At 58.9% G+C, this 24,166-nt stretch carries 23 protein-coding genes and 1 other RNA gene; 7 read left to right on the forward strand and 17 right to left on the reverse strand.

What is annotated here, in order from left to right; all coding sequences use genetic code 11:
• Positions 1–235 precede the first annotated feature (235 nt).
• Both rnpB and rsmI read right to left on the reverse strand, forming a co-directional pair.
• An RNA gene (gene rnpB, locus ACYZT8_RS24595) (RNase P RNA component class A) lies at positions 236–589 on the reverse strand.
• Between the two features lie 76 nt (positions 590–665).
• On the reverse strand, positions 666–1,571 hold the full coding sequence (gene rsmI / locus ACYZT8_RS24600; RefSeq protein WP_165557428.1) for a 16S rRNA (cytidine(1402)-2'-O)-methyltransferase: 906 nt from the start codon (positions 1,569–1,571) through the stop codon (positions 666–668).
• 174 nt (positions 1,572–1,745) lie between these two features.
• On the opposite strand from rsmI, the gene ACYZT8_RS24605 reads away from it, so the two are divergent.
• The 4 genes from ACYZT8_RS24605 to ACYZT8_RS24620 all read left to right on the forward strand — a co-directional run bounded on the left by ACYZT8_RS24605 (position 1,746) and on the right by ACYZT8_RS24620 (position 5,192).
• Complete coding sequence (locus tag ACYZT8_RS24605) at positions 1,746–3,557, forward strand: penicillin-binding protein activator (RefSeq protein WP_461976667.1); 1,812 nt, start codon at positions 1,746–1,748, stop codon at positions 3,555–3,557.
• Positions 3,557–3,919, forward strand: coding sequence for a YraN family protein (locus ACYZT8_RS24610; protein ID WP_461982603.1), 363 nt, complete (start codon positions 3,557–3,559; stop codon positions 3,917–3,919). Before ACYZT8_RS24605 ends, ACYZT8_RS24610 begins: the two co-directional genes overlap by 1 nt.
• 104 nt (positions 3,920–4,023) lie before the next feature.
• Positions 4,024–4,617, forward strand: a complete 594-nt coding sequence (locus ACYZT8_RS24615) for a phosphoheptose isomerase (RefSeq protein ID WP_008025961.1) — start codon at positions 4,024–4,026, stop codon at positions 4,615–4,617.
• Positions 4,614–5,192 (forward strand): BON domain-containing protein, encoded by a 579-nt coding sequence (locus ACYZT8_RS24620; protein WP_131059442.1) that lies wholly within the window; start codon positions 4,614–4,616, stop codon positions 5,190–5,192. Before ACYZT8_RS24615 ends, ACYZT8_RS24620 begins: the two co-directional genes overlap by 4 nt.
• A 147-nt stretch (positions 5,193–5,339) precedes the next feature.
• Here ACYZT8_RS24620 and ACYZT8_RS24625 read toward each other — a convergent pair whose 3' ends face one another.
• The 7 genes from ACYZT8_RS24625 to rplM all read right to left on the reverse strand — a co-directional run bounded on the left by ACYZT8_RS24625 (position 5,340) and on the right by rplM (position 10,227).
• Positions 5,340–5,753, reverse strand: a complete 414-nt coding sequence (locus ACYZT8_RS24625; protein ID WP_008155980.1) for a ClpXP protease specificity-enhancing factor — start codon at positions 5,751–5,753, stop codon at positions 5,340–5,342.
• 16 nt (positions 5,754–5,769) lie between these two features.
• Entirely contained in the window at positions 5,770–6,387 is a 618-nt protein-coding gene (locus tag ACYZT8_RS24630) for a glutathione S-transferase N-terminal domain-containing protein (RefSeq protein ID WP_027922678.1), read from the reverse strand.
• A 150-nt stretch (positions 6,388–6,537) separates the two neighbouring features.
• Positions 6,538–7,320: a cytochrome c1 gene (locus tag ACYZT8_RS24635; RefSeq protein WP_461976669.1), complete on the reverse strand. Its 783-nt coding sequence runs from the start codon at positions 7,318–7,320 to the stop codon at positions 6,538–6,540.
• Entirely contained in the window at positions 7,320–8,531 is a 1,212-nt protein-coding gene (locus tag ACYZT8_RS24640) for a cytochrome b (protein WP_083375773.1), read from the reverse strand. The genes ACYZT8_RS24635 and ACYZT8_RS24640 overlap by 1 nt, the downstream gene beginning before the upstream one ends.
• Positions 8,531–9,124, reverse strand: a complete 594-nt coding sequence (gene petA / locus ACYZT8_RS24645; protein WP_007905300.1) for a ubiquinol-cytochrome c reductase iron-sulfur subunit — start codon at positions 9,122–9,124, stop codon at positions 8,531–8,533. The genes ACYZT8_RS24640 and petA overlap by 1 nt, the downstream gene beginning before the upstream one ends.
• Before the next feature lie 267 nt (positions 9,125–9,391).
• Positions 9,392–9,784: a 30S ribosomal protein S9 gene (rpsI, locus tag ACYZT8_RS24650; protein WP_003216038.1), complete on the reverse strand. Its 393-nt coding sequence runs from the start codon at positions 9,782–9,784 to the stop codon at positions 9,392–9,394.
• Between the two features lie 14 nt (positions 9,785–9,798).
• Positions 9,799–10,227, reverse strand: a complete 429-nt coding sequence (gene rplM, locus ACYZT8_RS24655) for a 50S ribosomal protein L13 (protein ID WP_007905295.1) — start codon at positions 10,225–10,227, stop codon at positions 9,799–9,801.
• Positions 10,228–10,472: 245 nt separating this feature from the next.
• Here rplM and ACYZT8_RS24660 point away from each other — a divergent pair, with 245 nt between their 5' ends.
• Positions 10,473–11,513: an NADP(H)-dependent aldo-keto reductase gene (locus tag ACYZT8_RS24660; RefSeq protein ID WP_461976671.1), complete on the forward strand. Its 1,041-nt coding sequence runs from the start codon at positions 10,473–10,475 to the stop codon at positions 11,511–11,513.
• A gap of 137 nt (positions 11,514–11,650) precedes the next feature.
• Here the strand turns inward: ACYZT8_RS24660 and ACYZT8_RS24665 are convergent, their stop codons facing one another.
• Positions 11,651–12,787, reverse strand: a complete 1,137-nt coding sequence (locus tag ACYZT8_RS24665; protein WP_461976673.1) for an acyl-CoA dehydrogenase family protein — start codon at positions 12,785–12,787, stop codon at positions 11,651–11,653.
• A 245-nt stretch (positions 12,788–13,032) separates the two neighbouring features.
• On the opposite strand from ACYZT8_RS24665, the gene ACYZT8_RS24670 reads away from it, so the two are divergent.
• Entirely contained in the window at positions 13,033–13,929 is an 897-nt protein-coding gene (locus tag ACYZT8_RS24670; RefSeq protein WP_461959384.1) for a GlxA family transcriptional regulator, read from the forward strand.
• A gap of 172 nt (positions 13,930–14,101) precedes the next feature.
• Here ACYZT8_RS24670 and zapE read toward each other — a convergent pair whose 3' ends face one another.
• From zapE to ACYZT8_RS24685, 3 genes are all read right to left on the reverse strand, one after another.
• Positions 14,102–15,196, reverse strand: coding sequence for a cell division protein ZapE (zapE, locus tag ACYZT8_RS24675; protein WP_461976675.1), 1,095 nt, complete (start codon positions 15,194–15,196; stop codon positions 14,102–14,104).
• Positions 15,197–15,286: 90 nt separating this feature from the next.
• Positions 15,287–16,642 carry a tryptophan--tRNA ligase gene (locus ACYZT8_RS24680; protein ID WP_461976677.1) on the reverse strand — a complete coding sequence of 452 codons (1,356 nt, stop codon included), beginning with the start codon at positions 16,640–16,642 and terminating at the stop codon, positions 15,287–15,289.
• A 24-nt stretch (positions 16,643–16,666) separates the two neighbouring features.
• Complete coding sequence (locus tag ACYZT8_RS24685; RefSeq protein ID WP_461976679.1) at positions 16,667–17,296, reverse strand: alpha/beta hydrolase; 630 nt, start codon at positions 17,294–17,296, stop codon at positions 16,667–16,669.
• A 144-nt stretch (positions 17,297–17,440) separates the two neighbouring features.
• On the opposite strand from ACYZT8_RS24685, the gene ACYZT8_RS24690 reads away from it, so the two are divergent.
• Positions 17,441–17,875, forward strand: a complete 435-nt coding sequence (locus ACYZT8_RS24690; RefSeq protein ID WP_131059452.1) for a Z-ring associated ZapG family protein — start codon at positions 17,441–17,443, stop codon at positions 17,873–17,875.
• Positions 17,876–18,142: 267 nt separating this feature from the next.
• Here the strand turns inward: ACYZT8_RS24690 and ACYZT8_RS24695 are convergent, their stop codons facing one another.
• From ACYZT8_RS24695 to ACYZT8_RS24710, 4 genes are all read right to left on the reverse strand, one after another.
• A complete protein-coding gene (locus tag ACYZT8_RS24695) occupies positions 18,143–18,850 on the reverse strand; it encodes an OmpA family protein (RefSeq protein ID WP_461976681.1) in 708 nt (235 codons plus the stop codon).
• A gap of 103 nt (positions 18,851–18,953) precedes the next feature.
• On the reverse strand, positions 18,954–19,595 hold the full coding sequence (locus tag ACYZT8_RS24700; RefSeq protein WP_461976683.1) for an MBL fold metallo-hydrolase: 642 nt from the start codon (positions 19,593–19,595) through the stop codon (positions 18,954–18,956).
• Between the two features lie 88 nt (positions 19,596–19,683).
• Positions 19,684–22,422, reverse strand: coding sequence for a LuxR C-terminal-related transcriptional regulator (locus tag ACYZT8_RS24705; protein WP_461976685.1), 2,739 nt, complete (start codon positions 22,420–22,422; stop codon positions 19,684–19,686).
• Between the two features lie 377 nt (positions 22,423–22,799).
• Positions 22,800–24,164 (reverse strand): DUF1329 domain-containing protein, encoded by a 1,365-nt coding sequence (locus ACYZT8_RS24710; RefSeq protein ID WP_109634739.1) that lies wholly within the window; start codon positions 24,162–24,164, stop codon positions 22,800–22,802.
• Positions 24,165–24,166 lie beyond the last annotated feature (2 nt).

Here is a 24,166-nt window from a genome sequence, read left to right on the forward strand (position 1 = left end):
AAAACCCTTACAGAACTGAGATTTAGGAGCGTAGGAGGAGGTGTTGCGAGAATCTGACGCGTCAATCGACTCAATAACTTGATTCAGCACTGAAGGCTGCGATCGAAAGTTAAAGTAGTTTGTTAAGAGTAAGATTTTTTCGGTATTACGAAAGTGTTCTGGCAATGATTCTGGAAGGAGGGAAAAGGCTACTACCAGCGCCCTGCTCAATGATTAAAGCAGGGAGAAAAAAAAGGTGGAGAGTCGATCTGTAAGCCGGGTTCTGTCTTGAACAGTCATTCGTCTACGATGGCCATCACTGGACATCTTTAGCAACCTACCCGGTCCCAGCGCGGGCTACGCCTTGGGACCCTATTTGGTCTTGCTCCAAGTGGGGTTTACCTAGCCACGAACTGTTGCCAGACGTGCGGTGCGCTCTTACCGCACCTTTTCACCCTTACCGGCGCCGAAGCGCTTAGGCGGTTATTTTCTGTGGCACTTTCCGTAGGCTCACGCCTCCCAGGCATTACCTGGCACTTCGCCCTATGGAGCCCGGACTTTCCTCCCCCCCCTAATTTTCATAGAGGGCAGCGACTGTCCGATCGACTCTCCGCCGCGAAGGTTAACGGCAGAGCGGCCGAAGAACAAGCGATAAACGCCTATGGCCGCTCCTGCACGTCGGGTTTTTACTCGCCCTTCTGTTTATCCAGCGCCACCTGATAGAGCACGTTCTTGCGTTCACCGGTAATTTGCGCCGCCAATGCCGCCGCACGCTTGAGCGGCATCTCTTCGAGCAACAGATTGAGGATGCGCATGGCTTCGCTGCTGACCGCGTCCTCGGTCTCGGGTGCCGACCAGCCTGCCACCAGCACCACGCACTCGCCGCGCTGCTGATTGCTGTCCGACTCGACGAACTCACGCAACTCGGCCAACGGCAAACCTTTAAGGGTTTCGAAGGTTTTGGTCAGTTCACGCGCCAGCAACGCCGGACGCTCGGGGCCGAACACCAACTCCATGTCTTGCAGGCATTCAAGGATGCGATGTGGCGCTTCATAGAAAATCAGCGTGCGCGGCTCTTCCTTCACCAACTCCAGACGAGCGCGCCGGCCGACGGCCTTGGCCGGCAGGAAGCCCTCAAATATGAAGCGGTCCGACGGCAGACCCGCCGCCGATAACGCCGCGATCAATGCGCAGGCCCCAGGAACCGGCACCACGTTGATCCCGGCGGCACGAGCCTGACGGACCAGGTGATAACCCGGATCGGAAATCAACGGCGTGCCCGCATCGGAGATCAGCGCCACGTCATCGCCCGCCAACAAACGGGTGATAAAGCGGCTGCCTTCATCTCGCTCGTTATGCTCATGACAGGCTGCCAGCGGCGTGGGAATGCCAAAATGCTGCATCAAGCGCTGGGAGTGACGGGTGTCTTCGGCGGCGATCAACGCGACGTCACGAAGGATTTTCAGCGCACGGGCACTGATGTCGTCCAGGTTGCCGATGGGCGTCGCCACCACATAAAGCGAGCCAGCAGCGGAATTCAAAGCACCTGGAGCAGTCAAAGCGCACACCTCATGATCGGTAAAAGGCGACATTGTAGCGCGTAGCGGCGCTTGCGATCGCCCCGCCCTCCTCGGGTTTTCAGGCGTTTGTGCAGCGCTGCAACATTTGCACGAGCTAAATTGATCGATTCACGCCAGTAACATCGCGCCCCGGCCAGCGCTTGGGTACAATTCCACGCTAATTTGATCGAGTATCAGGAACACTACATGATCGCTTGCCTGCGGCTGTTCACTGCCCTCTGCCTCGCTGCCTTGCTGGCGGCTTGCGCCAGCTCGCCCTCTTCCAGCCTTGGCGAACTTCCACGGACCCCGGACGCCAGTATCGAGCAGTTGCTCGAACAGGCCGCTCAAAGCAAGGACCCGGAAAAAGCCTCGCTGTTGCGCCTGAGCGCGGCAGACCTGGCCTATCGTCAGGGTAATGCCGGCCAGTCCGCGCAAATCCTGCAACAGGTTCCGGTGGAGCAACTCAAGCCCGGCCAACAAGTCTTCGCCAGCACCCTGGCGGCTGAACTGGCCATGGTGCGCAACCAGCCCAAGGCAGCGTTGACTGCCTTAAGCCATCCGAGCCTGCAACGCCTGAGCGAGTTGCCAGTCGAGCAACAGGTTCGCACTGGCACTGTCCATGCTCGCGCCCTTGAAGCCGACGGACAGACGCTGGCCGCCGCACGGGAGCGTATCTTCATCGCGCCAATGCTCGAAGGTGAAGCGGCCGCCAAAAACCACGAGGCGATCTGGACCCTGGTCGCCTCGCTGCCGACCGACCAATTGCAGCCAACCACCACCGACGACCTCGGCGGCTGGATGGCTCTGGCGTTGGCCGTGAAAACCGCCGGCACCCTGGAACAGCAGCAGGCCGCTATCGACGCCTGGCGCGCCCAGAATCCTAAGCACCCGGCCGCCATTCAGCTGCCGCTGCCACTGACCAAACTCAAGGAACTGGCCAGCCAACCCCTGAGCAAGATCGCCCTGCTGCTGCCCCAAGACGGCCCACTGGCCTCGGTCGGCAAAGCACTGCGGGAAGGCTTCATGGCCGCTCACTACCAGGCTCAACAAGCCGGGCAGAAGCCGCCAGCCATTGAGTTCTATGACAGCTCGAAACTGACTACTCTGGACGAGTTCTACCGCAAGGCCCAGGCCGACGGCGTGCAACTGGTGGTTGGCCCGCTGGAAAAACCGCTGGTCAAACAGCTGAGTGCTCGCCCGCAACTGCCAATCACTACCCTGGCCCTGAACTACAGCGAAGGCGAACAAGGTCCGGCTCAGCTGTTCCAGTTTGGACTGGCCGCTGAAGATGAAGCCCGCGAAGTGTCTCGTCGTGCTCGCGCCGACGGCCTGCATCGCGCCGCCATCATGGTGCCGAAAGGCGAATGGGGCGATCGCGTGATGCGAGCGTTCAGCCAGGACTGGCAAGCCAACGGCGGCAGCATCGTCGCCACCGAACGCGTTGACCAACCGGTTCAACTGGCCCAGCAGATTGCCGACATGTTCCAGCTGCGTCAGAGCGAAGGTCGCGCCAAGAGCCTGCAAAGCACCGTTGGCTCGCAGGTAGCGGCCCAGCCTTCGCGTCGTCAGGACATCGAGTTCATTTTCCTGGCCGCCACTCCGCAACAGGCCCAGCAGATCAAACCGACCCTGAACTTCCAGTACGCGGGCGATGTGCCGGTTTACGCCACGTCCCACGTATTCAGTGCCAGCGGCGACGTGAACCAGTACAACGACATGAATGGCATCCGCTTCTGCGAGACCCCATGGTTGCTGGACGCCAATGATCCGCTGCGCAAGCAGGTCACCGCACAATGGCCACAAGCCGCAGGCAGCCTGGGCCGCCTGTACGCGATGGGCGTGGATGCGTATCGCCTGGCGCCGCGCCTGGGGCAACTCAAGGCGCTGCCGGACAGCCGCATTGAAGGCCAGTCGGGCAGCCTGGGCATGACTCAAAACCAGCGTGTGGTGCGCCAGTTGCCGTGGGCGCAGTTCGTCAGCGGTCAGGTTCAACGCCTGCCGGATACCCCGCGCTGATGCCTGACAGGTCACGCCATCAAAGCGGTAAAGATGCCGAGCGCCATGCGCTCGAGCATCTTCAACAACAAGGTCTGCGCCTGCTGGCGCAGAACTGGTTGTGTAAACGCGGCGAGCTTGATCTGGTCATGCTTGATGGCGATACAGTAGTATTCGTTGAAGTCCGCTACAGAAAAAACACCCAGTGGGGTGGAGCGCTCGACAGCATCGATGGGCGCAAACGGCAGAAACTGATTTTCGCCGCGCAGTATTTTCTTCAGCGCGAGTCGCGTTGGGCCAATTCCCCCTGCCGCTTCGACGTGGTTGCCATCGACAGCAGCCTCGATCAGTTGAACTGGTTACAGAATGCCTTTGACAGCTGATTGCGTGCACCCCGAAGCGGACACCTTTACCCAACACTTTTGCTCTTTGCTTTGCGGGCTGCACATTCATGTGCCGAGTAGCCGCGCTAATTAAGGTCACACAGATGGACATGCAATCCCGAATTCGCCAGCTTTTTCAGGCCAGTATCGACACCAAGCAAATGGCGATGGACGTACTTGCACCGCACATCGAGCAAGCCAGCCAGGTGATGGTCAACGCCCTGCTCAACGAGGGCAAAATGCTTTCCTGCGGCAACGGCGGTTCCGCCGGTGACGCCCAGCATTTTTCGTCCGAGCTGCTCAACCGCTTCGAGCGCGAACGTCCGAGCCTGCCAGCCATTGCGCTGACCACCGACAGCTCGACGATCACCTCGATCGCCAACGACTACAGCTACAACGAAATTTTCTCAAAACAGATCCGCGCCCTCGGCCAGCCGGGCGACGTATTGCTGGCGATTTCCACCAGCGGCAACTCGGCAAACATAATTCAAGCGATCCAGGCCGCACATGATCGCGAAATGATTGTCGTAGCATTGACTGGTCGCGATGGCGGCGGCATGGCGTCGCTGCTATTGCCTGAGGACGTCGAGATTCGCGTACCGGCCAACGTCACCGCACGTATTCAGGAAGTCCACCTGCTGGCGATCCATTGCCTTTGCGATTTGATCGACAGCCAACTGTTCGGGAGTGAAGAATGACCCCTAATCGCCTAGGCCTTCTGGCCTTGACCCTGTGCCTCGGCATCAGCGGCTGCACCTCGGTGGTGAACGCCAGCCGTGAAGCGCCGATTGAAGATGACCGCGGTACGCGCACCTTCGGCAGCAAGATCGACGACTCCCTGATCGACACCAAGGTCGGCGTGAACGTCGCCAAGGCCGACCCTGCCCTGGACAATGACTCACACATCGTCGTCACCAGCTTCAACGGTGTCGTGCTGCTTGCCGGGCAAACGCCGACCGCAGACCTCAAGGCCAAGGCCGAGCAGGCTGCTTCCGCCGTCCAGCGCGTGAAGAAGGTTCATAACGAGCTGCAGGTCCTGCCACCTTCAGGCTTCCTTGCTCGCCAGAACGACACCTGGCTGACCTCCAAGATCAAGACCCAGATGCTCACCGACCCGAACATCCCGGGCTCGCGCATCAAGGTCGTGACCGAGAATGGCATCGTCTATTTGCTGGGCCTGCTGACCAAGCAGGAAGCCGCTCAAGCCACCAATCTGGTGCAGAGCGTTTCTGGCGTGCAGAAGATTGTGAAGTTGTTTGAGTACATTGACTGATATCTGCTGACCGACGATGGCATCTTTGAGATTGCCATCGACCTGTAGGAGCCGGCTTGCTGGCGATGGCGATTTCCAAGACGCCATCACCAACAAGCCGGCTCCTACAGTAATAAAAAAGGCGATCCTTGCGGATCGCCTTTTTTATTACTTCACCACTTTCAAACTGGGTCGACCGCTGGGACGCGGCGGTTCGCTGTCGGGTGGCGGAATATCATCATCCGGCTCGATCTCTTCCTCGTCTTCCATAGGCGATTCCAGATCGAACACCATGCCCTGACCATTCTCCCGGGCGTAAATACCCAGGATCGATGCAATAGGCACGTACAGGGTGTGTGGTACGCCACCGAAGCGCCCTTCGAAGCTGACCGCCTCGTTGTCCATGTGCAGATGACGCACAGCAGCCGGTGATACGTTCAGGACAATCTGTCCGTCACTGGCAAAACCCTGAGGCACCTGCACCGACGGATACTCGGAATTGACCAGCATGTGCGGGGTGCAATCGTTGTCCACAATCCACTCGTAGAGCGCGCGGACCAGATAAGGTCGACTGGAGTTCATAGCGGCTCCTTAAGCCTTAGCGCATATCGCGTTCGACACCAGACAGACTCGCCTGGAAAGCCTCACGCGCAAACGAGCGCTCCATGTAATCAAGCAGCGGCTTGGCAGGCCGCGGCAGTTCAATACCCAAAATCGGCAAACGCCAGAGTATTGGCAATAGGCAGCAATCCACCAGACTTTGTTCCTCACTGAGGAAAAACGGCTTGTCGGCGAACAGCGGCGACACGCCAGTCAGGCTTTCACGCAACTCTTTACGAGCCACGACGCGGGCGGCTTCCTTGGTCTTCGAATCCAGGATCAGATCCACCAGACCACACCAGTCACGCTGAATACGATGAATCAGCAGACGGCTGTTGGCACGCGCCACAGGATAAACCGGCAGCAAGGGCGGGTGCGGGTAACGCTCATCCAGATATTCCATCACCACGGTCGACTCCCACAACGCCAGGTCACGATCGACCAGGGTGGGCAGGCTTCCATAAGGGTTCACTTCAATCAGTTTAGGCGGCTGGCGACCAGCTTCCACGTAAATGATCTCTGCGCTGACACCCTTCTCTGCAAGTACGATACGCACTCGGTGGGAATAGTGGTCGGCGGGGTCGGAGTAACAGGCCAACCGATTGGTCACGCCCATGGCGGTCCTCCTCGCTTGTTGAAATTATCGGAAACGGAAAAACGCACACGCCCAGAGGACGCCTCCCGTAACGCCTGGCTTGCCAGACTCGTTACACCTTCAGAGACGCCCCTGGGCGCGTGCGATTAACAGCAATTGCTTACAGCTTTATCAATGGACGTCTTTCCAGTATTCACGCTTGAGCAAGTAAGCGAATACGAAGAAGAACGCCAGGTACAGCAACACATAGGTACCGATGCGCTGATGCTGCAGCTTCACCGGGTTGGCCGAGTAGGCCAGGAAGGTCACCAGATTCTTGACCTTCTCGTCGAACTGCTCTGCGTTCAGCGTGCCGGTTTTTGGCACCACGGTCAGCTGGTCACACGCCTCATGAGTCAGAGCCGTACCGGTCAGCGGATCGTATTGCTTCTTGCCGTCTTCGACGATTTGAACTTGTTTGCAGCCTACCACCTGACGACCCTGCAGGCCGACCAGAACGTTAGGCATCCCGACGTTCGGGAAGACCTTGTTGTTCACGCCCCAAGGACGCGATGGGTCTTCGTAGAAAGATTTCAGGTAACCGTAGAGCCAGTCAGTACCACGAACGCGAGCGACCAGGGTCAGGTCGGGCGGCGCCGCACCGAACCAGGTCTTGGCGTCAGCCGGCTGCATGCCGATGCTCATGTGGTCGCCGATCTTGGCGCCGGTGAACACCAGCTTCTCAAGCATCAGCTCATGAGGAATGCCCAGATCATCGGCGACACGCTCGTAACGCTGGAACTTGGCGCTGTGACAGCCCATGCAGTAGTTGGCAAAAGTACGTGCGCCATCCTGCATTGCAGCCTTGTCGGAAACGTCGATGTCGACCTTTTCCAACTCGGGAGCGCCAGCTGTCGAGGCGAACGAGAACACAGGCATCGCCGCAAGAATCAGTACAGCAAATAGCTTTTTCATCAGCCAGTCACCCTTTCCGGAACCGGTTTGGTCTTCTCGAGCCTGGTGTAGAACGGCATCAGAATGAAGTAGGCGAAGTACAGGAAGGTACATACCTGCGACAGCAACGTACGACCTGGCGTCGGGGCCAGAACACCTAGAATGCCGAGGATCACGAACGAAACGCAGAACACCACCAGCCAGATTTTGCTCAGCCAGCCTTTGTAGCGCATCGACTTGACCGGGCTTCGGTCCAGCCATGGCAGGACGAACAGCACCGCGATGGCGGCGCCCATGGCAATAACGCCCAGAAGCTTGTCCGGAACCGCCCGCAAAATCGCGTAGAACGGCGTGAAGTACCAAACCGGAGCGATGTGCTCTGGCGTCTTGAAGGCGTTCGCCACTTCAAAGTTCGGCTTCTCGAGGAAGTAGCCGCCCATTTCCGGGAAGAAGAACACGATCGAGCAGAAGATGAACAGGAACACCACCACGCCGACGATATCTTTCACGGTGTAGTACGGGTGGAAGGCAATGCCGTCCAGCGGTACGCCGTTTTCGTCTTTGTGTTTCTTGATGTCCACGCCGTCCGGGTTGTTCGAACCGACTTCGTGCAGCGCCAGAACGTGCAGCACCACCAGACCGAGAATCACGATCGGCAAGGCCACAACATGCAGGGCGAAGAAGCGGTTCAGGGTGATACCGGAAATCAGGTAGTCACCACGGATCCATTGGGTCAGGTCGTTACCGATGACCGGAATCGCACCGAACAGCGAGATGATTACCTGGGCACCCCAGTAGGACATCTGGCCCCACGGCAGCAGGTAACCCATGAAGGCTTCAGCCATCAGCGCCAGGTAGATCAGCATCCCGAAGACCCACACCAGCTCACGCGGCTTCTGGTACGAACCGTAGAGCAAGCCACGGAACATGTGCAGATAAACCACGATGAAGAACATCGAAGCGCCGACCGCGTGCAACATACGCAGGATCGAGCCGTACTCGACGTCGCGCATGATGTATTCGACGGAGGCAAATGCTTCTTCCGCCGACGGGGTGTAGCTCATGGTCAGCCAGACACCGGTAACGATCTGGTTGACCAGAACGAGCAGCGCGAGGGAGCCAAAGAAATAGAAGAAGTTGAAGTTCTTCGGGGCGTAGTACTTGCTGAGATGGTCTTCCCACATTTTGGTGGCGGGAAAGCGCGCATCAACCCAATCCATGAACTTGCTCATCACGCTTTCTCCGTATCGACGCCAATGACAATGATGTCATCGGTCTCATAGGAATGCGGGGGAACTGGCAGGTTCAAAGGCGCAGGTTGCGACTTGTAGACGCGGCCAGCCAGATCGTAGTGGGAACCGTGGCAAGGGCAGAAATACCCACCTACCCAGTCCTTGCCCAGATCCGCAGGTGCCACTTCTGGACGGAAGGTCGGCGAGCAACCCAGGTGCGTGCAAATACCGATCAGCAGCAGAACCTCTGGCTTGATCGAACGCGTTTCCGGGTCGACATAGGTCGGTTGTGTCGAGTTCTTGGAGGTCGGGTCAGACAGCTGGCCCTCGATCTTTTTCAGATTCCCCAGGATTTCCTCGGTACGGCGGACAATGAACACCGGCTGACCGCGCCACTCAGCAATCATCTGCTGACCTGGTTCGATTTTGCTGACATTCACTTTCACCGGTGCACCTGCGGCTTTCGCCTTGGCACTGGGAAACCATGACCCCACGAACGGGACCGCAGCCCCCACCGCTCCTGCAGCACCCACCACGGATGTGGCTGCTACCAAGAAGCGACGCCGGCCTGCATTCACGCCGTCATTGCTCATTCAGTCCTCTCCCATCAGCTTTGTGGCCTGTTAAATCAGGCGTCTACTAAGTAAAAATCTGAACTTATAAAAATTTTGCCGAATGGTAATGAAAAGCCCCAATTCTGACAAGGTAATTACCGAGGGGCTCCACTGCCAAGCCTTGCAGTATAGGGCCTCTACGGCTGTGGCAAGTTGTCACAGAGCAATTCTTTGATAAATCGCGCCCATAAAAAAACGCCCAGCTTCGCGAGGAAACTGGGCGTTCTTTTTGAACGCGAAAGCGAATTAACGCTTCGAGTACTGCGGACGCTTACGCGCTTTACGCAGACCAACTTTCTTACGTTCAACTTCACGAGCATCGCGAGTAACGAAGCCAGCTTTGCGCAGAGCGCCACGCAGGGTTTCGTCGTACTGCATCAGTGCGCGAGTGATACCGTGGCGGATTGCGCCAGCTTGACCACTTACACCACCGCCGATCACGGTGACGTAGATGTCGAACTTCTCGACAGTCTCAGTCAATTCCAGCGGCTGACGAACTACCATGCGGGCAGTTTCGCGGCCGAAGAAATTTTCCAGGGTGCGGTTGTTGATGGAGATGTTACCAGTACCCGGACGCAGGAAAACGCGTGCGGTTGCGGTCTTGCGACGGCCAGTGCCGTAATTTTGAGTCGCCGACATAATGAACTATTCCGTTAAAACTTCAGTTCTTGGGGCTGCTGAGCAGTATGAGGGTGTACAGCGCCCGCATAGACTTTCAGCTTACGATACATGTCGCGACCCAGCGGGTTCTTAGGCAGCATGCCTTTGACCGCGGTCTCGATCACGCGCTCAGGGGCTTTAGCGATCAGCTTTTCAAAGTTGATCGACTTGATGCCGCCCGGGAAACCGGAGTGGGAGTAGTAGATTTTGTCGGTGGTTTTAGCACCGGTTACACGAATCTGCTCGGCATTGATAACGACGATGTAATCGCCAGTGTCAACGTGAGGAGTGTACTCAGCTTTATGCTTGCCACGCAGACGGCTCGCGATTTCGGTGGCCAGACGACCCAGGGTCTGACCTGCAGCGTCGACGACAAACCAGTCGCGCTGTACTGTTTCCGGTTTAGCAGTAAAAGTTTTCATTCTTTATAGCCTCAGGGGCCGCCCTGTAAATTAGACGGCGGATCTTACTGAATAGTGCGTACTTTGACAAGTCAAAGGCAGCCGGATACAGACGCTTTCGGGGGCTCGGGTCGGCGCGTCCGTTCAACGGCAAGATTCTTCGGCGGCGGCGCATCACTTCCACTGCAGAAAGAGGTGCGCAATTATGCAGATTGCGAAAAATATTTCAACCTGCTTTTATGATTGTTTTGCCCAAGGAGCACCCGATGGACTATCGCCAGCTAGGCCGAACCAATCTGAACGTGAGTGCCCTCTGCCTCGGAACCATGACCTGGGGCGAGCAAAACACTGAATCTGAAGCCTTCGCGCAGATCGAACGGGCCAAAGGCGCCGGGATCAATTTCATGGACACCGCCGAGATGTACCCGGTACCGCCGAAGGCCGAAACCTACGCCACCACCGAACGTTACATCGGCAATTACTTCAAAAGTCGCGGTGATCGCGCCGACTGGATCCTGGCGAGCAAGATCGCCGGCCCCGGCAATACCATCGACTACATCCGCGACAAAAACCTGCGGCACAACCGTCAGCACATCACCGAAGCCGTGGACGCGAGCCTCAAGCGCCTGCAAACCGACTACATCGACCTCTATCAACTGCACTGGCCGGAACGCAGCACCAATTTCTTCGGCCAGTTGGGCTACAAACACAAGATCGAAGCCAACCTGACGCCGCTGGAGGACACCCTCGAAGCGCTGGACGAACAGGTCAAGGCCGGCAAGATCCGCCACATCGGCCTGTCCAATGAAACGCCGTGGGGCACCATGCGCTTCCTCGCCCTGGCCGAAGCCCGTGGCTGGCCGCGCGCGGTGTCGATCCAGAACCCGTACAATCTGCTCAACCGCAGCTTCGAAGTCGGCCTGGCGGAAATCGCCATCCGCGAACAATGCGGCCTGCTCGCCTATTCGCCGCTGGCGTTCGGTTTCCTGTCGGGCAAGTACGAAGGTGGCGCTCGCCCGCCCAAAGGCCGCCTGAGCCTCTACAGCCGCTTCAGTCGCTATTTCAACCCGCAGTCGGAAGCAGCGTGCAGTCGTTATGTAGCACTGGCCCGGGAACACGGCGTGGATCCGGCGCAGATGGCGTTGGCGTTTGTCACTCAGCAACCGTTCGTGACCAGCAACATCATCGGCGCTACAACCATGGAGCAGCTTGAAAGCAATTTAGCGAGTTTCGAGCTGAAACTTTCCGATGAAGTGTTGGCGGGGATCGAGGCGATTCACAAGGATCACCCGAATCCGGCTCCTTGATTGATTTTTAGATGATGATCGTTCCCACGCTCTGCGTGGGAATGCATCCCGTGACGCTCTGCGTCACATTTCAGAAGCGGAACGCAGAGCGTCCCTGGCGGCATTCCCACGCAGAGCGTGGGAACGATCACGCTGCATTACAGCGACCGCGCAATAATCTCCTTCATGATTTCATTGGTCCCCGCATAAATCCGTTGCACCCGCGCATCCGCCCACGCCCGGGCGATCGGGTATTCCCACATGAACCCGTAACCGCCATGCAGCTGCACGCATTCGTCGAGCACCTTGCATTGCAAGTCAGTGCCCCAGTACTTGGCCATCGCTGCCGTCGGCACATCCAGCTTGCCTTGCAGGTGCAGTTCCAGGCAGCGATCAACAAAGACCCGGCCGATCTGGATTTCAGTCGCCATTTCCGCCAACTTGAAACGAGTGTTCTGGAAGTCGGCGATCGCCTTACCGAACGCCTTGCGCTCACGGGTGTAATCCAGCGTCCACTTCAACGCGGCTTCGGCCGAAGCAAGCCCGCCGATGGCAACAGTCAGGCGCTCTTGAGGCAATTCCTGCATCAGGTAAGCGAAGCCCATTCCGGCTTGCCCCAACAGGTTTTCCTTCGGTACCCGCACGTCCTGGAAGAACAGCTCCGAAGTGTCCTGAGCCTTCATGCCGACTTTTTCCAGGCGCTTGCCCTTGTCGAAGCCCGGCGTATTGGCCTCGACCAGAAACAGACTGGTGCCCTTCGCGCCCGCCTTCGGATCCGTCTTGGCCACGACAATCACCAGATCAGCCAGATAGCCGTTGGTGATGAACGTCTTGGACCCGTTGATCACGTACTCGTCGCCATCCAGCACGGCGGTGGTTTTCACCCCTTGCAGGTCAGAACCGGCGCCCGGCTCGGTCATGGCAATGGCCGTCACCATCTCACCCGACACCAGTTTCGGCAGGTATTTGTGCTTCAGCGCTTCACTGCCGTAGTGCAGGATGTACGGCGCCACAATGTCCGAATGCAGGGAAAAACCGATCCCGGTGAGACCCAGTCGCCCCACCTCTTCGATCACCACCGCGCTGTAGAGAAAGTCCGCCCCCAGCCCGCCGTACTCCTCCGGGAGGTGCGAGCAGAGCATCCCCGCCTCCCCTGCCTTGTTCCAGAGTTTACGGTCGATGTAGCCTTGTTTTTCCCATTGTCCATGGAACGGCACGGCCTCTTTTTCGAGGAACGTTCGCACGCTGTCGCGAAACAATTCGTGCTCGGAACTGAACAAGGTTCTGGGGATCATGGGGCACCTGTCGTTAATTGTTAGAAGAGGTTGACCTTCAGAGACTAAGCCTCGCATCCGATACAGGACACTGGACACATCAGACAAAAAATAAGACGATCCAGCCGTCTGGTGACCACTTTCCCCTATAAGAATAAAGTTGAATTATGTCTAACCAAGTCTCCACGCCCTTGCGGCGCGTCAGCATCCTGGCTATCGACCGGGTTTTCGCTTCCACCCTCATGCAAGCCAAGGATTTCTTCCACCTGGCCAGTCTGCGCTACGGCAAACAGCTGGGTCAGGGCCTGACTCCAGCGTTCGAAACCCGACTGGTCAGCCCCGACGGCAAACCGGTGAACAGCTTCAGCGATGTGATCATGCCGGTGGACGGCGGCCTGGAAAACGCCGACATCATTGTCCTTCCAGCCTTCTGGGACGATTTCGACACCCTTTGCCAGCGTTATCCACAGGTGCTGCCATGGCTGCGTCAGCAACACGCTCGCGGCGCCGTGCTTTGCGGCGAGGCGACCGGGGTGTTCTGGCTGGCCGAGGCCGGACTGCTTAACGGCAAGGAAGCGACCACGTACTGGCGCTTCTTCAATGCCTTTGCCGAGCGCTTCCCACAGGTTCAGCTCAATCAGGACAAGCACCTGACCGACGCCGACAACCTGTATTGCGCGGGCGGCACCACCTCGGCGTGTGATCTCTACATCTACCTGATCGAACGCTTCTGCGGCGCCAACGTATCTCAGGCTGTGGCCCGGGACATTCTCTACGAAGTGCAGCGCAGCTATTCGCCGGGACGCATCGGTTTCGGCGGGCAGAAGTTGCATCAGGATGTGATCATCCTGCAGATCCAGCACTGGCTCGAAGAACACTTCGCCGACAAATTCCGCTTCGAAGACGTCGCCCGCGAACACGGCATGAGCATCCGCAACTTCATGCGCCGTTTCCAGACTGCCACCGGCGACAAGCCGCTGCATTACCTGCAACGCCTGCGCATCGAGACGGCCAAGGGTTTGTTGTCGGGTAGCCGCAAGAGCATCAAGACCATCAGTTATGAAGTCGGCTACGACGACGCGAGCTTCTTTGCGCGACTGTTCCGCCAGCACACCGAATTGTCGCCGAACCAGTATCGGCAGCAGTTTCAGCAAGCGGCATAACCCTCCCCTAATGATCGTTCCCACGCTCCGCGTGGGAATTCCGCCATGGACGCTCTGCGTCTGCTTCGAAATGTGACGCGGAGCGTCACGGGATGCATTCCCACGCGGAGCGTGGGAACGATCAGCATAAAAAAGGCCTGCAATGCAGGCCTTTTTTATTTTCCGAAATGTCCTACGGCTTATGCGCCCGAGACAGGAATTCGTGCGACTGCATTTCCAGCAAACGACTGAGGGTGCGCTGGAACTCGAAGTTCAAGCGACCGCCGGTGTAGAGGTCCTTGAGTTCGACTTCTGCGGAAATAATCAGCTTGACGTTACGGTCGTAGAACTCGTCGACCATGTTGATAAAGCGGCGGGCAATGTCGTCGGTAGTGACGCTCATCTGCTCGACACCGCTGAGCAACACGGCGTGGAAGATCTTGCCCAGTTCGATGTAATCGTTCTGGCTACGCGGGCCGTCGCACAGTTCGCGGAAGTCGAACCAGGCCACGTCATCGCAGGTACGCAGCGCGCGAATCTCACGATTCTCGATCATCAGCACGTCATTCTCGATGGCGGCCGTGCATTCCGGCGTCAGGGCGCGGAAGCTCTTGCGCAGGCTTTCATGTGCGGCTTCGTCCAGCGGGAAGTGGAACAGCTCGGCTTGCTCGAGGTGACGCAGACGATAATCGACGCCGCTGTCGACGTTGACGATGTCAGTGTTCTGCTTGATCAACGCAATGGCCGGCAGGAAACGCGCACGTTGCAGGCCATCCTTGTACAGACCGTCCGGCACGATGTTCGAGGTCGCGACCAGGGTCACGCCGTTCTTGAACAACTCTTCCATCAGCGTGCCGAGGATCATCGCATCGGTGATGTCGGACACGAAGAATTCATCGAAACAGATCACCCGGGCTTCGTCAGAGAAGCGCTTGGCGATGATGGTCAGCGGGTTCTTCTCGCCGCCGAGGGTCTTCATCTCTTCGTGCACACGCTTCATGAAGCGGTGGAAGTGCGTACGGACCTTTTCCTTGAACGGCAGCGCTTCGAAGAAGGTGTCGACCAGGTAAGTCTTGCCGCGGCCAACGCCGCCCCAGAAATACAGACCCTTGACCGGTGCCTGGTCTTTCTTGCCAAACAGTTTGCCGAGCAGGCCCGGTTTGTTGTTCGACGCCGCGACCAGATCGTCGTACAGGCGCTGCAAATGGCGCACCGCAGTTTCCTGCGAGGCGTCATGGAAGAATTCCGGGCGTTTCAGATCAGCTTGATATCGTTCTAGGGGCGTCATAATTCGTTAGCAAGGCAACAAAAACGGGCCGTCACTGTAGCGACGGCCCGTGGGAATGGCAATCGGCCCTTGGTCGGACCGAGCCGCTGATTATTCCTGAACCGGCGTCAGAGCAACCCGCAAGGCGTCGATGGCGAGGTCGCGAGCCGTGTCGTCAGCAAACGTCGGGCTGTCGGCCACGCACTCGCCTTCCAGCCAGACACTGAAGCTGCGGTCTTCACTGCGCACATCCAACGGCTGACCCGATTGCAATTGCTTGGTCACCTGACCTGCGGTTTTGCCGTCGGCGAAGTTGCGCGACAGCAGCAATTGCTCGCCATCGGCCGCCAGCAGACGGAAACGGAAACTGCTGTCTTCTTCACGGAAGCTGACAAAACGCGCGGCTTTCGCGGCTTTCTTCTTGGTGGTGGCAGCGACTTGGGTCTGGGCCACAAAAGAACGCAGGCCGACCGCTTCGCGCAGTTCGTGGAGGAACGGCGTCGCTACGGCACGGGCCTTTTTCGCGCCGATTTGCAGGATGTCTTCCAGATCAGCCGGACGCTCAATCAGCTGGTAATAACGCTCACGGGATTCGCCCAGTTCGCTGTCCAGCAGCTGGAACAGACGATTCTTGGCCTCGCCCCAACCCAAGCCCTGCAACAGTTCGCTGCGGAACTCGTCGGACTGCGCCGGCGTAGCGAAGGCCTGGAACAAGGTGAATAGGTGCGAGTTGTCCGGATCTTTCGCTTCACCCGGCGCGCGGGAGTCGGTGACGATCCGCGAGATAGCGTCCTTCATTTCCTTGGCGCTGCTGAACAACGGGATGGTGTTGTCGTAGCTCTTCGACATCTTGCGACCGTCGAGGCCTGGCAGTGTGGCGACGCTTTCTTCGATCAGCGCCTCGGGCATGGTGAAGAACTCTTTGCCCTGGCCAAACAGGTGGTTGAAACGCTGGCCGATGTCACGGGCCATTTCCACGTGCTGGATCTGGTCACGACCGACCGGCACCTTGTGAGCGTTGAACATCAGAATGTCCGCGGCCATCAGCACCGGGTAGCTGTACAAGCCCATGGTGATGCCGGCGTCCGGGTCTTCGCCGGTTTCGACGTTCTTGTCCACCGAGGCCTTGTAGGCATGGGCGCGGTTGAGCAGGCCCTTGGCGGCAACGCAGGTCAGCAGCCAGGTCAGCTCGGGGATTTCCGGGATGTCGGACTGGCGATAGAACGTTACGCGGTCAACATCCAGGCCACCGGCCAGCCAGGTCGCGGCGATTTCCAGACGCGAGCGCTGGATGCGCAGCGGGTCATCGCATTTGATCAGGGCGTGGTAGTCGGCCAGGAAGTAGAACGAATCGGCATTGCTGTCACGGCTGGCGACGATCGCCGGGCGGATGGCACCGGCGTAGTTGCCCAGGTGCGGCGTGCCGGTAGTGGTGATGCCGGTGAGGATACGGGTACGAGTCGTCATGGGTAATCGCTTGTCAGACTGCAATCAATTCGAAAGGCGCGGCAGAATCAGATCCTTGAGATCGGTCAGCTTGCCATGAAAAAAGTGTCCGCATTCTGCCACTTTCAGCAGCTCATGGGGACGTTCGAGTGTCGAGGACCAATCGTAGACGGCTTGCGGATCGATGACTTCGTCGGTTTCCGGCTGGATCAGGGTCAGCTCGCCGTGTTGCGGCAGTTGATCTTGATCGCCGAGGCGCATGACAGCGGGCGCGACCATGAACAGATGCTTGAGCTGCTCGCCCTTGGCTTCCAGGCGCCCGCCGAGACTTGCTGCAACAAAACCGCCGAAGGAGAATCCGAACAGGGTCAGCGGCAAATCCGGGTGTTTGGCCCGCAGCCATTCGGCAACTGCCTGGGCATCATCGACTTCGCCGGTACCCATGTCGTGGCTGCCTTCGCTGGCACCGACGCCACGGTAGTTGAAACGCAAAGTAATCAAACCGGCGTCGCGCGCGGTGCGCTGCAGGGTCGAGACCACTTTGTTGAGCATGGTGCCGCCCTGCACCGGGTTCGGATGACAGATCAGCGCGATGCCGCGCGGCTGCTCGTTGTCGAGGTAAAGGGCTTCCAATTGGCCGACCGGGCCATCAATCACTACAGGGGTTTCGCGCATAAGCAAGGAAGGAACTCCGTGACCTCAAATCGGGTCGACTCGTCTAGCAAATTGTCTGTGCCAATCTATTGCGAGTGAATCGCGGTATACAGCGCAGGTTCGAGCCGTTAACGTAAAGCAAAGCCGTTTATAGAGGAAGGACTCGTGGAACACTCGCTCTTAGTTTGGTTGTTGCCGACTCTTGCCCTGGTTGTGGGTGTCGCCATTGGTTTCCTGATCGCTCGCCTGGTGCCGAATGCCGCGCCTAGCAGCACTCAACGTCAGCTGGATGACATTCAGGAACGTTTCGACAGTTATCAGAACGAGGTGGTCACCCACTTCAACAGCACTGCAACACTGGTCAAGAAACTCACTGCGAGCTATCAGGAGGTGCAGGATCACCTCGCCGAGGGTGCCAACCGCCTGGCCCTGGACGAGCAGACTCGTCAACGCTTGCTGGCCGCCCTGCACGCTGACGCTGCCGTGGCACCACGGGAACGCCTGACGCCACCGCGCAATCAGGAGCCGCCTCGCGACTACGCCCCCAAAGCCCCGAACGCGCCGGGCATGCTCGATGAGCATTACGGCCTGAAAAAGTAATCAGGTTTCGCGCGACACAAAAAAGCCCTTGGACGAGTGATTGTCCGGGGGCTTTTTTAATTATGAAGTTTTCATCGCTTGCTCGGCCCCCATCGCGAGCAGGCTCGCTCCCACAGGTGACCGCGTACTGATCCAACACTCGGTCCACTGTGGGAGCGAGCTTGCTCGCGATGGGGCCAGAACTGGCGACACAAAAAAACCCGCCCGATCTGCTGAGGATCGGGCGGGCTTTTTTACGCCTGGGGTTCAGTCAGGCTTTTGCTGTCACTACTGGGTCGGTTGCGAATACTGCTGGCCCGGAATCGCCTTCAGGTTGACCTCGACCCGACGGTTCTGCGCCCGGCCATTGGCGTCGCCGTTGCTGGCAATCGGGTTATCCGGCCCGGCACCGCGAGCCGACAGGTTGGCACCGCTGACACCTTGCGAGGTCAGGTAAGTCGCCACGCTCTGGGCACGACGCTGGGACAGGTCCATGTTGTGCTGACGGGCACCCGTGCTGTCGGTGTAGCCGACGATTTCGATCTGGTTCTGGCTGAACTCCTTGAGCGAGCCTGCCAGATTGTTTAGCGGTTGATAGAAGCTGGAGGCGATATTCGCCGAATCTGTGGCGAACGTGATGTTACCCGGCATGATCAGCTTGATCTGATCGCCCTGACGCTGCACTTCGACACCGGTGTTGGCCATGCTGGCGCGCAGCTTTTTCTCTTGCTGGTCGGCGTAATAACCGTAACCGGCAGCGGAAGCACCTACCACGGCGGCGCCAATCAGCGCGCCCTTGCCACGGTTATCGTGACTGATGGCGGCACCGGCCAAAGCACCGGCCAGAGCGCCGAGGCCACCGTATTTAGCGGTTTTGCTCATGCCCGTGGAGCCACCGTCGGCCTGGCCCTGGTTGTCGTAAGGATTAGGCGAGGCGCAGCCAGACAGCAAGGCCACAGCCGTAGCGACAATAATCAAACGCTGCTTGGTGAACATGAAGAGCTCCTACTTTTTTGCATTCTGGGGTGCAACGGACTAAGGCATTGAACCTTTGCGGGCGTTGGATCATTTTGGCCGGCGAAAATTCCGTCGGTCACATTTATGCCCGCACAAACGGGTTCTCGCGCATTTCATCGCCCAGCCGTGTGTCCGGACCATGCCCGGTCACGACCGTCGCTTCTTCATCGAGCGTATAGAGCCGCTGCTTGATTGACCGCACGATGGTCGCCTGATCGCCGCCCCACAAATCCGTGCGCCCTACCCCGCGACGAAACAACGTGTCACCGGCAATCAGCAGCTTAGCCTCGGAAAACCAAAAGCTCATGGAACCCGGCGTATGACCCGGCGTGTGCAACGCCACGCCACAACCGCAGGCCAGTTCTTCATCGTCGGCCAGCCAGCGATCCGGCGACGGCACCGGCGTGTAAGGCACACCGAACATCTGGCACTGCATCTCCAGATTGTCCCAAAGAAACTGATCTTCTTTATGCAGATGCAGGGTCGCGCCGGTTTTCTCCTTGAGCTGACCGGAGGCCAGGAAGTGATCCAGGTGCGCATGGGTGTGGATGATGCTGACCACCTTCAAGCCCAAGGCATCGAGGCGCGCGAGGATCAGTTCGTGATTGCCGCCCGGGTCGACCACGATGGCTTTTTTGGTGATCGGATCGCCGATGATTGTGCAGTTGCACTGCAAGGGGCCGACGGGGAAGGTTTCGCGGATCAGTTTGGGCTGCTGGGACATCTGGGCATGCTCGGAAAACAGGGATGGGCAATTTTGGCACAAAACCGTATCAAGTCTTTTTGTGGACCCGGTGGATCTCGAAAATGCGCTATTTCAGCAGTCCAAACTCTTTGGCCCGAGCCACCGCTTGTGTACGCCGCTCAACCCCAAGCTTGCTGTTGATATGGCTGGCGTGGGTCTTGACCGTGTGCAGCGAGATGAACAGCTGATCGCTGATCTCCTGGTTAGAGCAACCTTGGGCAATCAGTTGCAGGACGGCCAGCTCACGAGTACTGAGCGTTTCCGCGCCTGGGGATAACTCCAATGCCGGACGCGAAGTTGCGGCAGGCAGTTTTTCTACAAGGTTTTGCGAAACAGCTGTTTGGGTACAGAGTTGCAGTTGCCCGCGCAGCCAGTCCGGGTGTTCAGCCAGCAACCCGTCGAACGGTTGCAGGACACCACCGGTTGCCGCTTCCAGCGCCTGGACCAGCGCCTTGCGGGCCTCGGGTTCACGGCCGCCCGCCAGCAACAAGGCAATTTTCTGCGTCAACGCCATCACGCTGAGCATTTGCCGTCCCGATTTCTGCCCATGCTCAAGCAACGCGTTCAAACGCCCCTCTGCCAGCATCGGCTGCCCCTGGATCACCTCGAGCATGGCTTGCTGCAATTCGATATGCAGCGGCAGCTGTGGATGGAATTCCGGCGGCGCTGCCGCGTGGTCGCCGTTGTAGGTCTGGCCCAGTCGCGCCAGCCAGGCTTCGGCCAGATCGGTACGCCCCTGAGCCAGCCAGAGTTCGCATTTGACCAGGGTGATCATCGCCAAGTAATAGATCGGCGGCACGTCCCAGATGTGCATCAGGCGTTCGGCTTCGGCGAGTTCGGCGAAGGCTTTGGCGAACTCGCCGCTGCTGCCCTCAAGCCGGGCAATCACACAGTGGCCGATCAATACACTGATATCGCGACAGGCTCGGGCTTCACTCAGCCCGGCCTGTAAACGCGCTCGCGCAGCTTGCGGTTGCAAGCGCACGGCCAGTAAAAAGCCTTCGTACAAGGTCAGGCGTGCACGCACGGCGTAAAGCCGTTGCGGGGATAACCCTTGCAGACGTTGCAAGCCCTGACGGACTTCTTGCAGCGAGCGCATGATTTCCCCCCGCGCTTGCAGCACCCGCGCGCGGTCGTAATGGGCCAGCGCCTCGAAGAGCGGGTTGCCGACCCGCTGCGCCAACTCCAGCGATTCGCGGTTCAAGCTGCGTGCGCGCCACAAGTCGCCGTCGGCTATCGCCAGGTTGGACAGGGTCGAAAGGCACATCAGCCGTTGCCCGTAGCGCTTGGCCGGCAGGCTCTCCAACGCTTCGGTGCAGTAGAGTTGCGTGAGCGCGCGATTGCCACGCCCCCGGGCGATAATGCCGCTCAGCGCTAGCCATTGCGCCAGCATGGATTTCTGCGCGGTGGCCGACGGGGCTGGCAGGAAGCGGCTCAAGTGGGCCGCCAGCTCCTCGGCAGCGTCCAACTGACAAGCCAGCCCCAAGGCCCAGCTGTAGAGCACGATCAGTCGCGGCGTGCTGATCAGCAGGCTGTCGGGCAAATCCATTTTCCAGCGCAGCAGCATGCCGACGTTCTGTTCGGCGAGCAGTTGTTCTTCAGAGAGGTTTTGCACCAGGTTCGCCGCAACGTCCAGGTGCCCGGCGCGCAACGCCTGCTCCACCGCCTCGTCGAGCAGCCCTTGTGCATTGAACCAGCGACAGGCGCGCAGATGCAGGCTTGCGGCCGGCACTATCGACTGAGCGGTGGGCCGGGTACGCAGCAGGTCGGAAAACAGGTGGTGATAGCGATACCAGTGGCCGTGCTCGTCCAGCGGCACCAGGAAAACCTGGTGCGCCTGAAGGAAACGCAGAATTTCGGCACTGTCATGGGCCTCGCGAACGGCATCGCAGAGCTCGCTGCAAAAACGCTCTTGAGGCGCGGTGTCGTAAAGGAATGACTGCACTTCGGCGGGCAGGCAGTCGATGACTTCTTCGAGCAGGTAATCACGAATCAGCCCTTCCCCGCCATGCAGCGACTGCGGCAACGCACCGTTGGTGCCCGCCTCGGAGGCCGCCAGCAGCCAGAAGCGCAGGCCGGCGACCCAGCCTTCACTGCGCTGGATCAGGTTTTCCAGTGCCTCGCCACGCAAGGAGCTGCTATGCCGATCGAGCAACGTGAGCGCTTCGTCGTGAGTCAGTCGAAGGTCCTGCTCATGCAACTCGAGCAGTTGCCGCGACAGGCGCAAACGCGCCAGGTGCCAATCCGGACGCTGTCGACTGGTCACCATGACCAGCAAGCCATCGGGTAGGTGATTGAGGAAAAACTGCAGGCAGCGATCGAGCACCGGGCCCTGGGCCAGATGATAGTCATCCAGCACCAGCAGCAAAGGAGTCATCGGCGAAAGGTGAATGGCCAGCTCATCAAGCAAACCATCGAGCCACTCTTCGAAGGCGAATGGTTGATGGCGTTGGCGCATTTTCAGCAGGCCCAGGGCCTGGCTGCCAAGCTTCGGAAAGTAATCCTGAAGACCTTCGAGCAACCGCTCGAGGAAACGCCCCGGATCGCTGTCCCGAGGACTCAACCCCAGCCACAGACTGTGCCAATGGGCCGGCAGCCCTTGGCAGAACTCCACCGCCAATGAACTCTTGCCGAAGCCGGCGGGTGCACTGACCAGCAACAGCCTGCCACCGAGGCCGGCACTCAGGCGCTCGCACAGACGAGGCCGCAGCACATGGCCGTCGGGCAACGGGGGCCGAAAAAAGCGCCCGTCCAGTGCCGCGACGGCAACGCTTGCAGGGCCCGGGAGTGGGGACAGATCAGTCATGGCCGGCTCTTGTTTGAATTGCGGGTGGCGGCGTTGCAGATGTCCGCAGACTATCGGTAAACGAAGAGGGAATGAAGGTTATTGCTACAAATGGCTACAAAAAGAATACAAGCAAAGGTGTCGGCCAAACCCGACAGCCACACAGGTCTCGTAGCAGCTGTCGAGCTTGCGAGGCTGCGTTCGGCTGCGAAGCAGTCGTGAAGTCAGGCGATTACCTATTTCAGGAAGACCGAGGATTGCGGTTTAGCGACTGCTGCGCAGCCGAACGCAGCCTCGCAGGCTCGACAGCTGGTACAGCGACTTGGTGTGAACGGCAAAAAAAACGCCCCGAACCAGTCGGGGCGTTTTTCGAGGGTGCGGCCTCTGTTCAGTGCAGGTTAACGAACCCCGTCCTGACGCAGTGCAGCGGGTGTGAAATCGCTGGTGGTCGCGGTGAAGCCGAAGTCATAAGCCGACTTCTCTTCGTTCTTCATGCCCAGCGCCAGGTAACGGCCCGATTGCAGGTCGTACAAGGTTTCCAGGGTGTACCAAGGCACTTGAACGTTGTAGTAGTTCTGGGAGTGAGCTTCCGCCACACGCCACAGTTGATTGCGGCCGTCGTAGTGATCGATCACCGCAGCTTGCCAAGTGTCTTCGTCGATGTAGAAGTCACGTTTGGCGTAGATGTGACGCTGACCTTCCTTCAGGGTGGCGACCACATGCCAGACCCGGCGCAGCTCGTAGCGAGCCAGGTCCTGGTTGATGTGACCGGCCTTGATGATGTCGTCGTACTTGAGTTGAGGCGAGTCGAGCTTGTAGCTGTCGGAGGCAATGTACATCTCTTTCTTGCCTTCGAGTTTCCAGTCGTAGCGATCCGGCGCGCCGTTGTACATGTCCAGGTTGTCGGAGGTCCGCAGGCCATCCGCCGCAGTACCCGGCCCGTCATAGGACACTTGTGGCGCACGACGCACACGACGTTGACCGGCGTTGTAGACCCACGCCGAACGCGGTTCCTTAACCTGGTCGAGGGTTTCGTGCACCAGCAGCACACCACCAGCCAGACGTGCCGGCGCGGTCACTTTCTGCTTGAAGTAGAACAGGATGTTGCCCGGGTTCGCCGGATCGTAATCCTTCATCTTGTCGCGGAACACGAACTGGTCCTGGAAGTACACCAGGCTGTACGAGCCGTTCGGCTGCGGCGTGGCCTGGGTCACCAGACGGGTCACGCTGCCACCGCGATAGCGGGTGATGTGGTTCCAGATGACTTCAACGCCGGTCTTCGGAATCGGGAACGGCACGGCCGTTTCGAAGTTCTCCAGACCGTTGCCGCCGGACACCAGGTTGGTGCTGGTGGCGTTTTTCTTGATCGAGGCAAACACAGCGTCCGGCACGGTCGCGCCGCGATGGGACGGGTAAACCGGCATCTTGAAGGTTTCCGGGTAGCGCTTGAACATCGCGTACTGGCCCGGAGCGAGTTTGTCCTTGTACTGGTCGACGTTCTGCGCCGTGATGGTGAACAGCGGTTTTTCACTGGCGAACGGGTCAGACAGGAAGCCTTTGCCGTCGACGGTGCCGGCGTTCTTCGCCATCGGTTTCCAGGCTGGGATCGAACCGTCGGCGTTACCCGCCATCTCGGCGCCCATCGGTGTCAGGCTCTTGCCCAGTTTGTCCGCTTCGGCGGCAGGCACGGCTGCCATGACGCTGGTCGCCAGCAGCGAAAGCCCCAGAACACCAGCGTGGAACAGACTCTTTGTTATTTTCATAT

It is taken from the genome of Pseudomonas sp. LB3P93, from assembly GCF_054898025.1.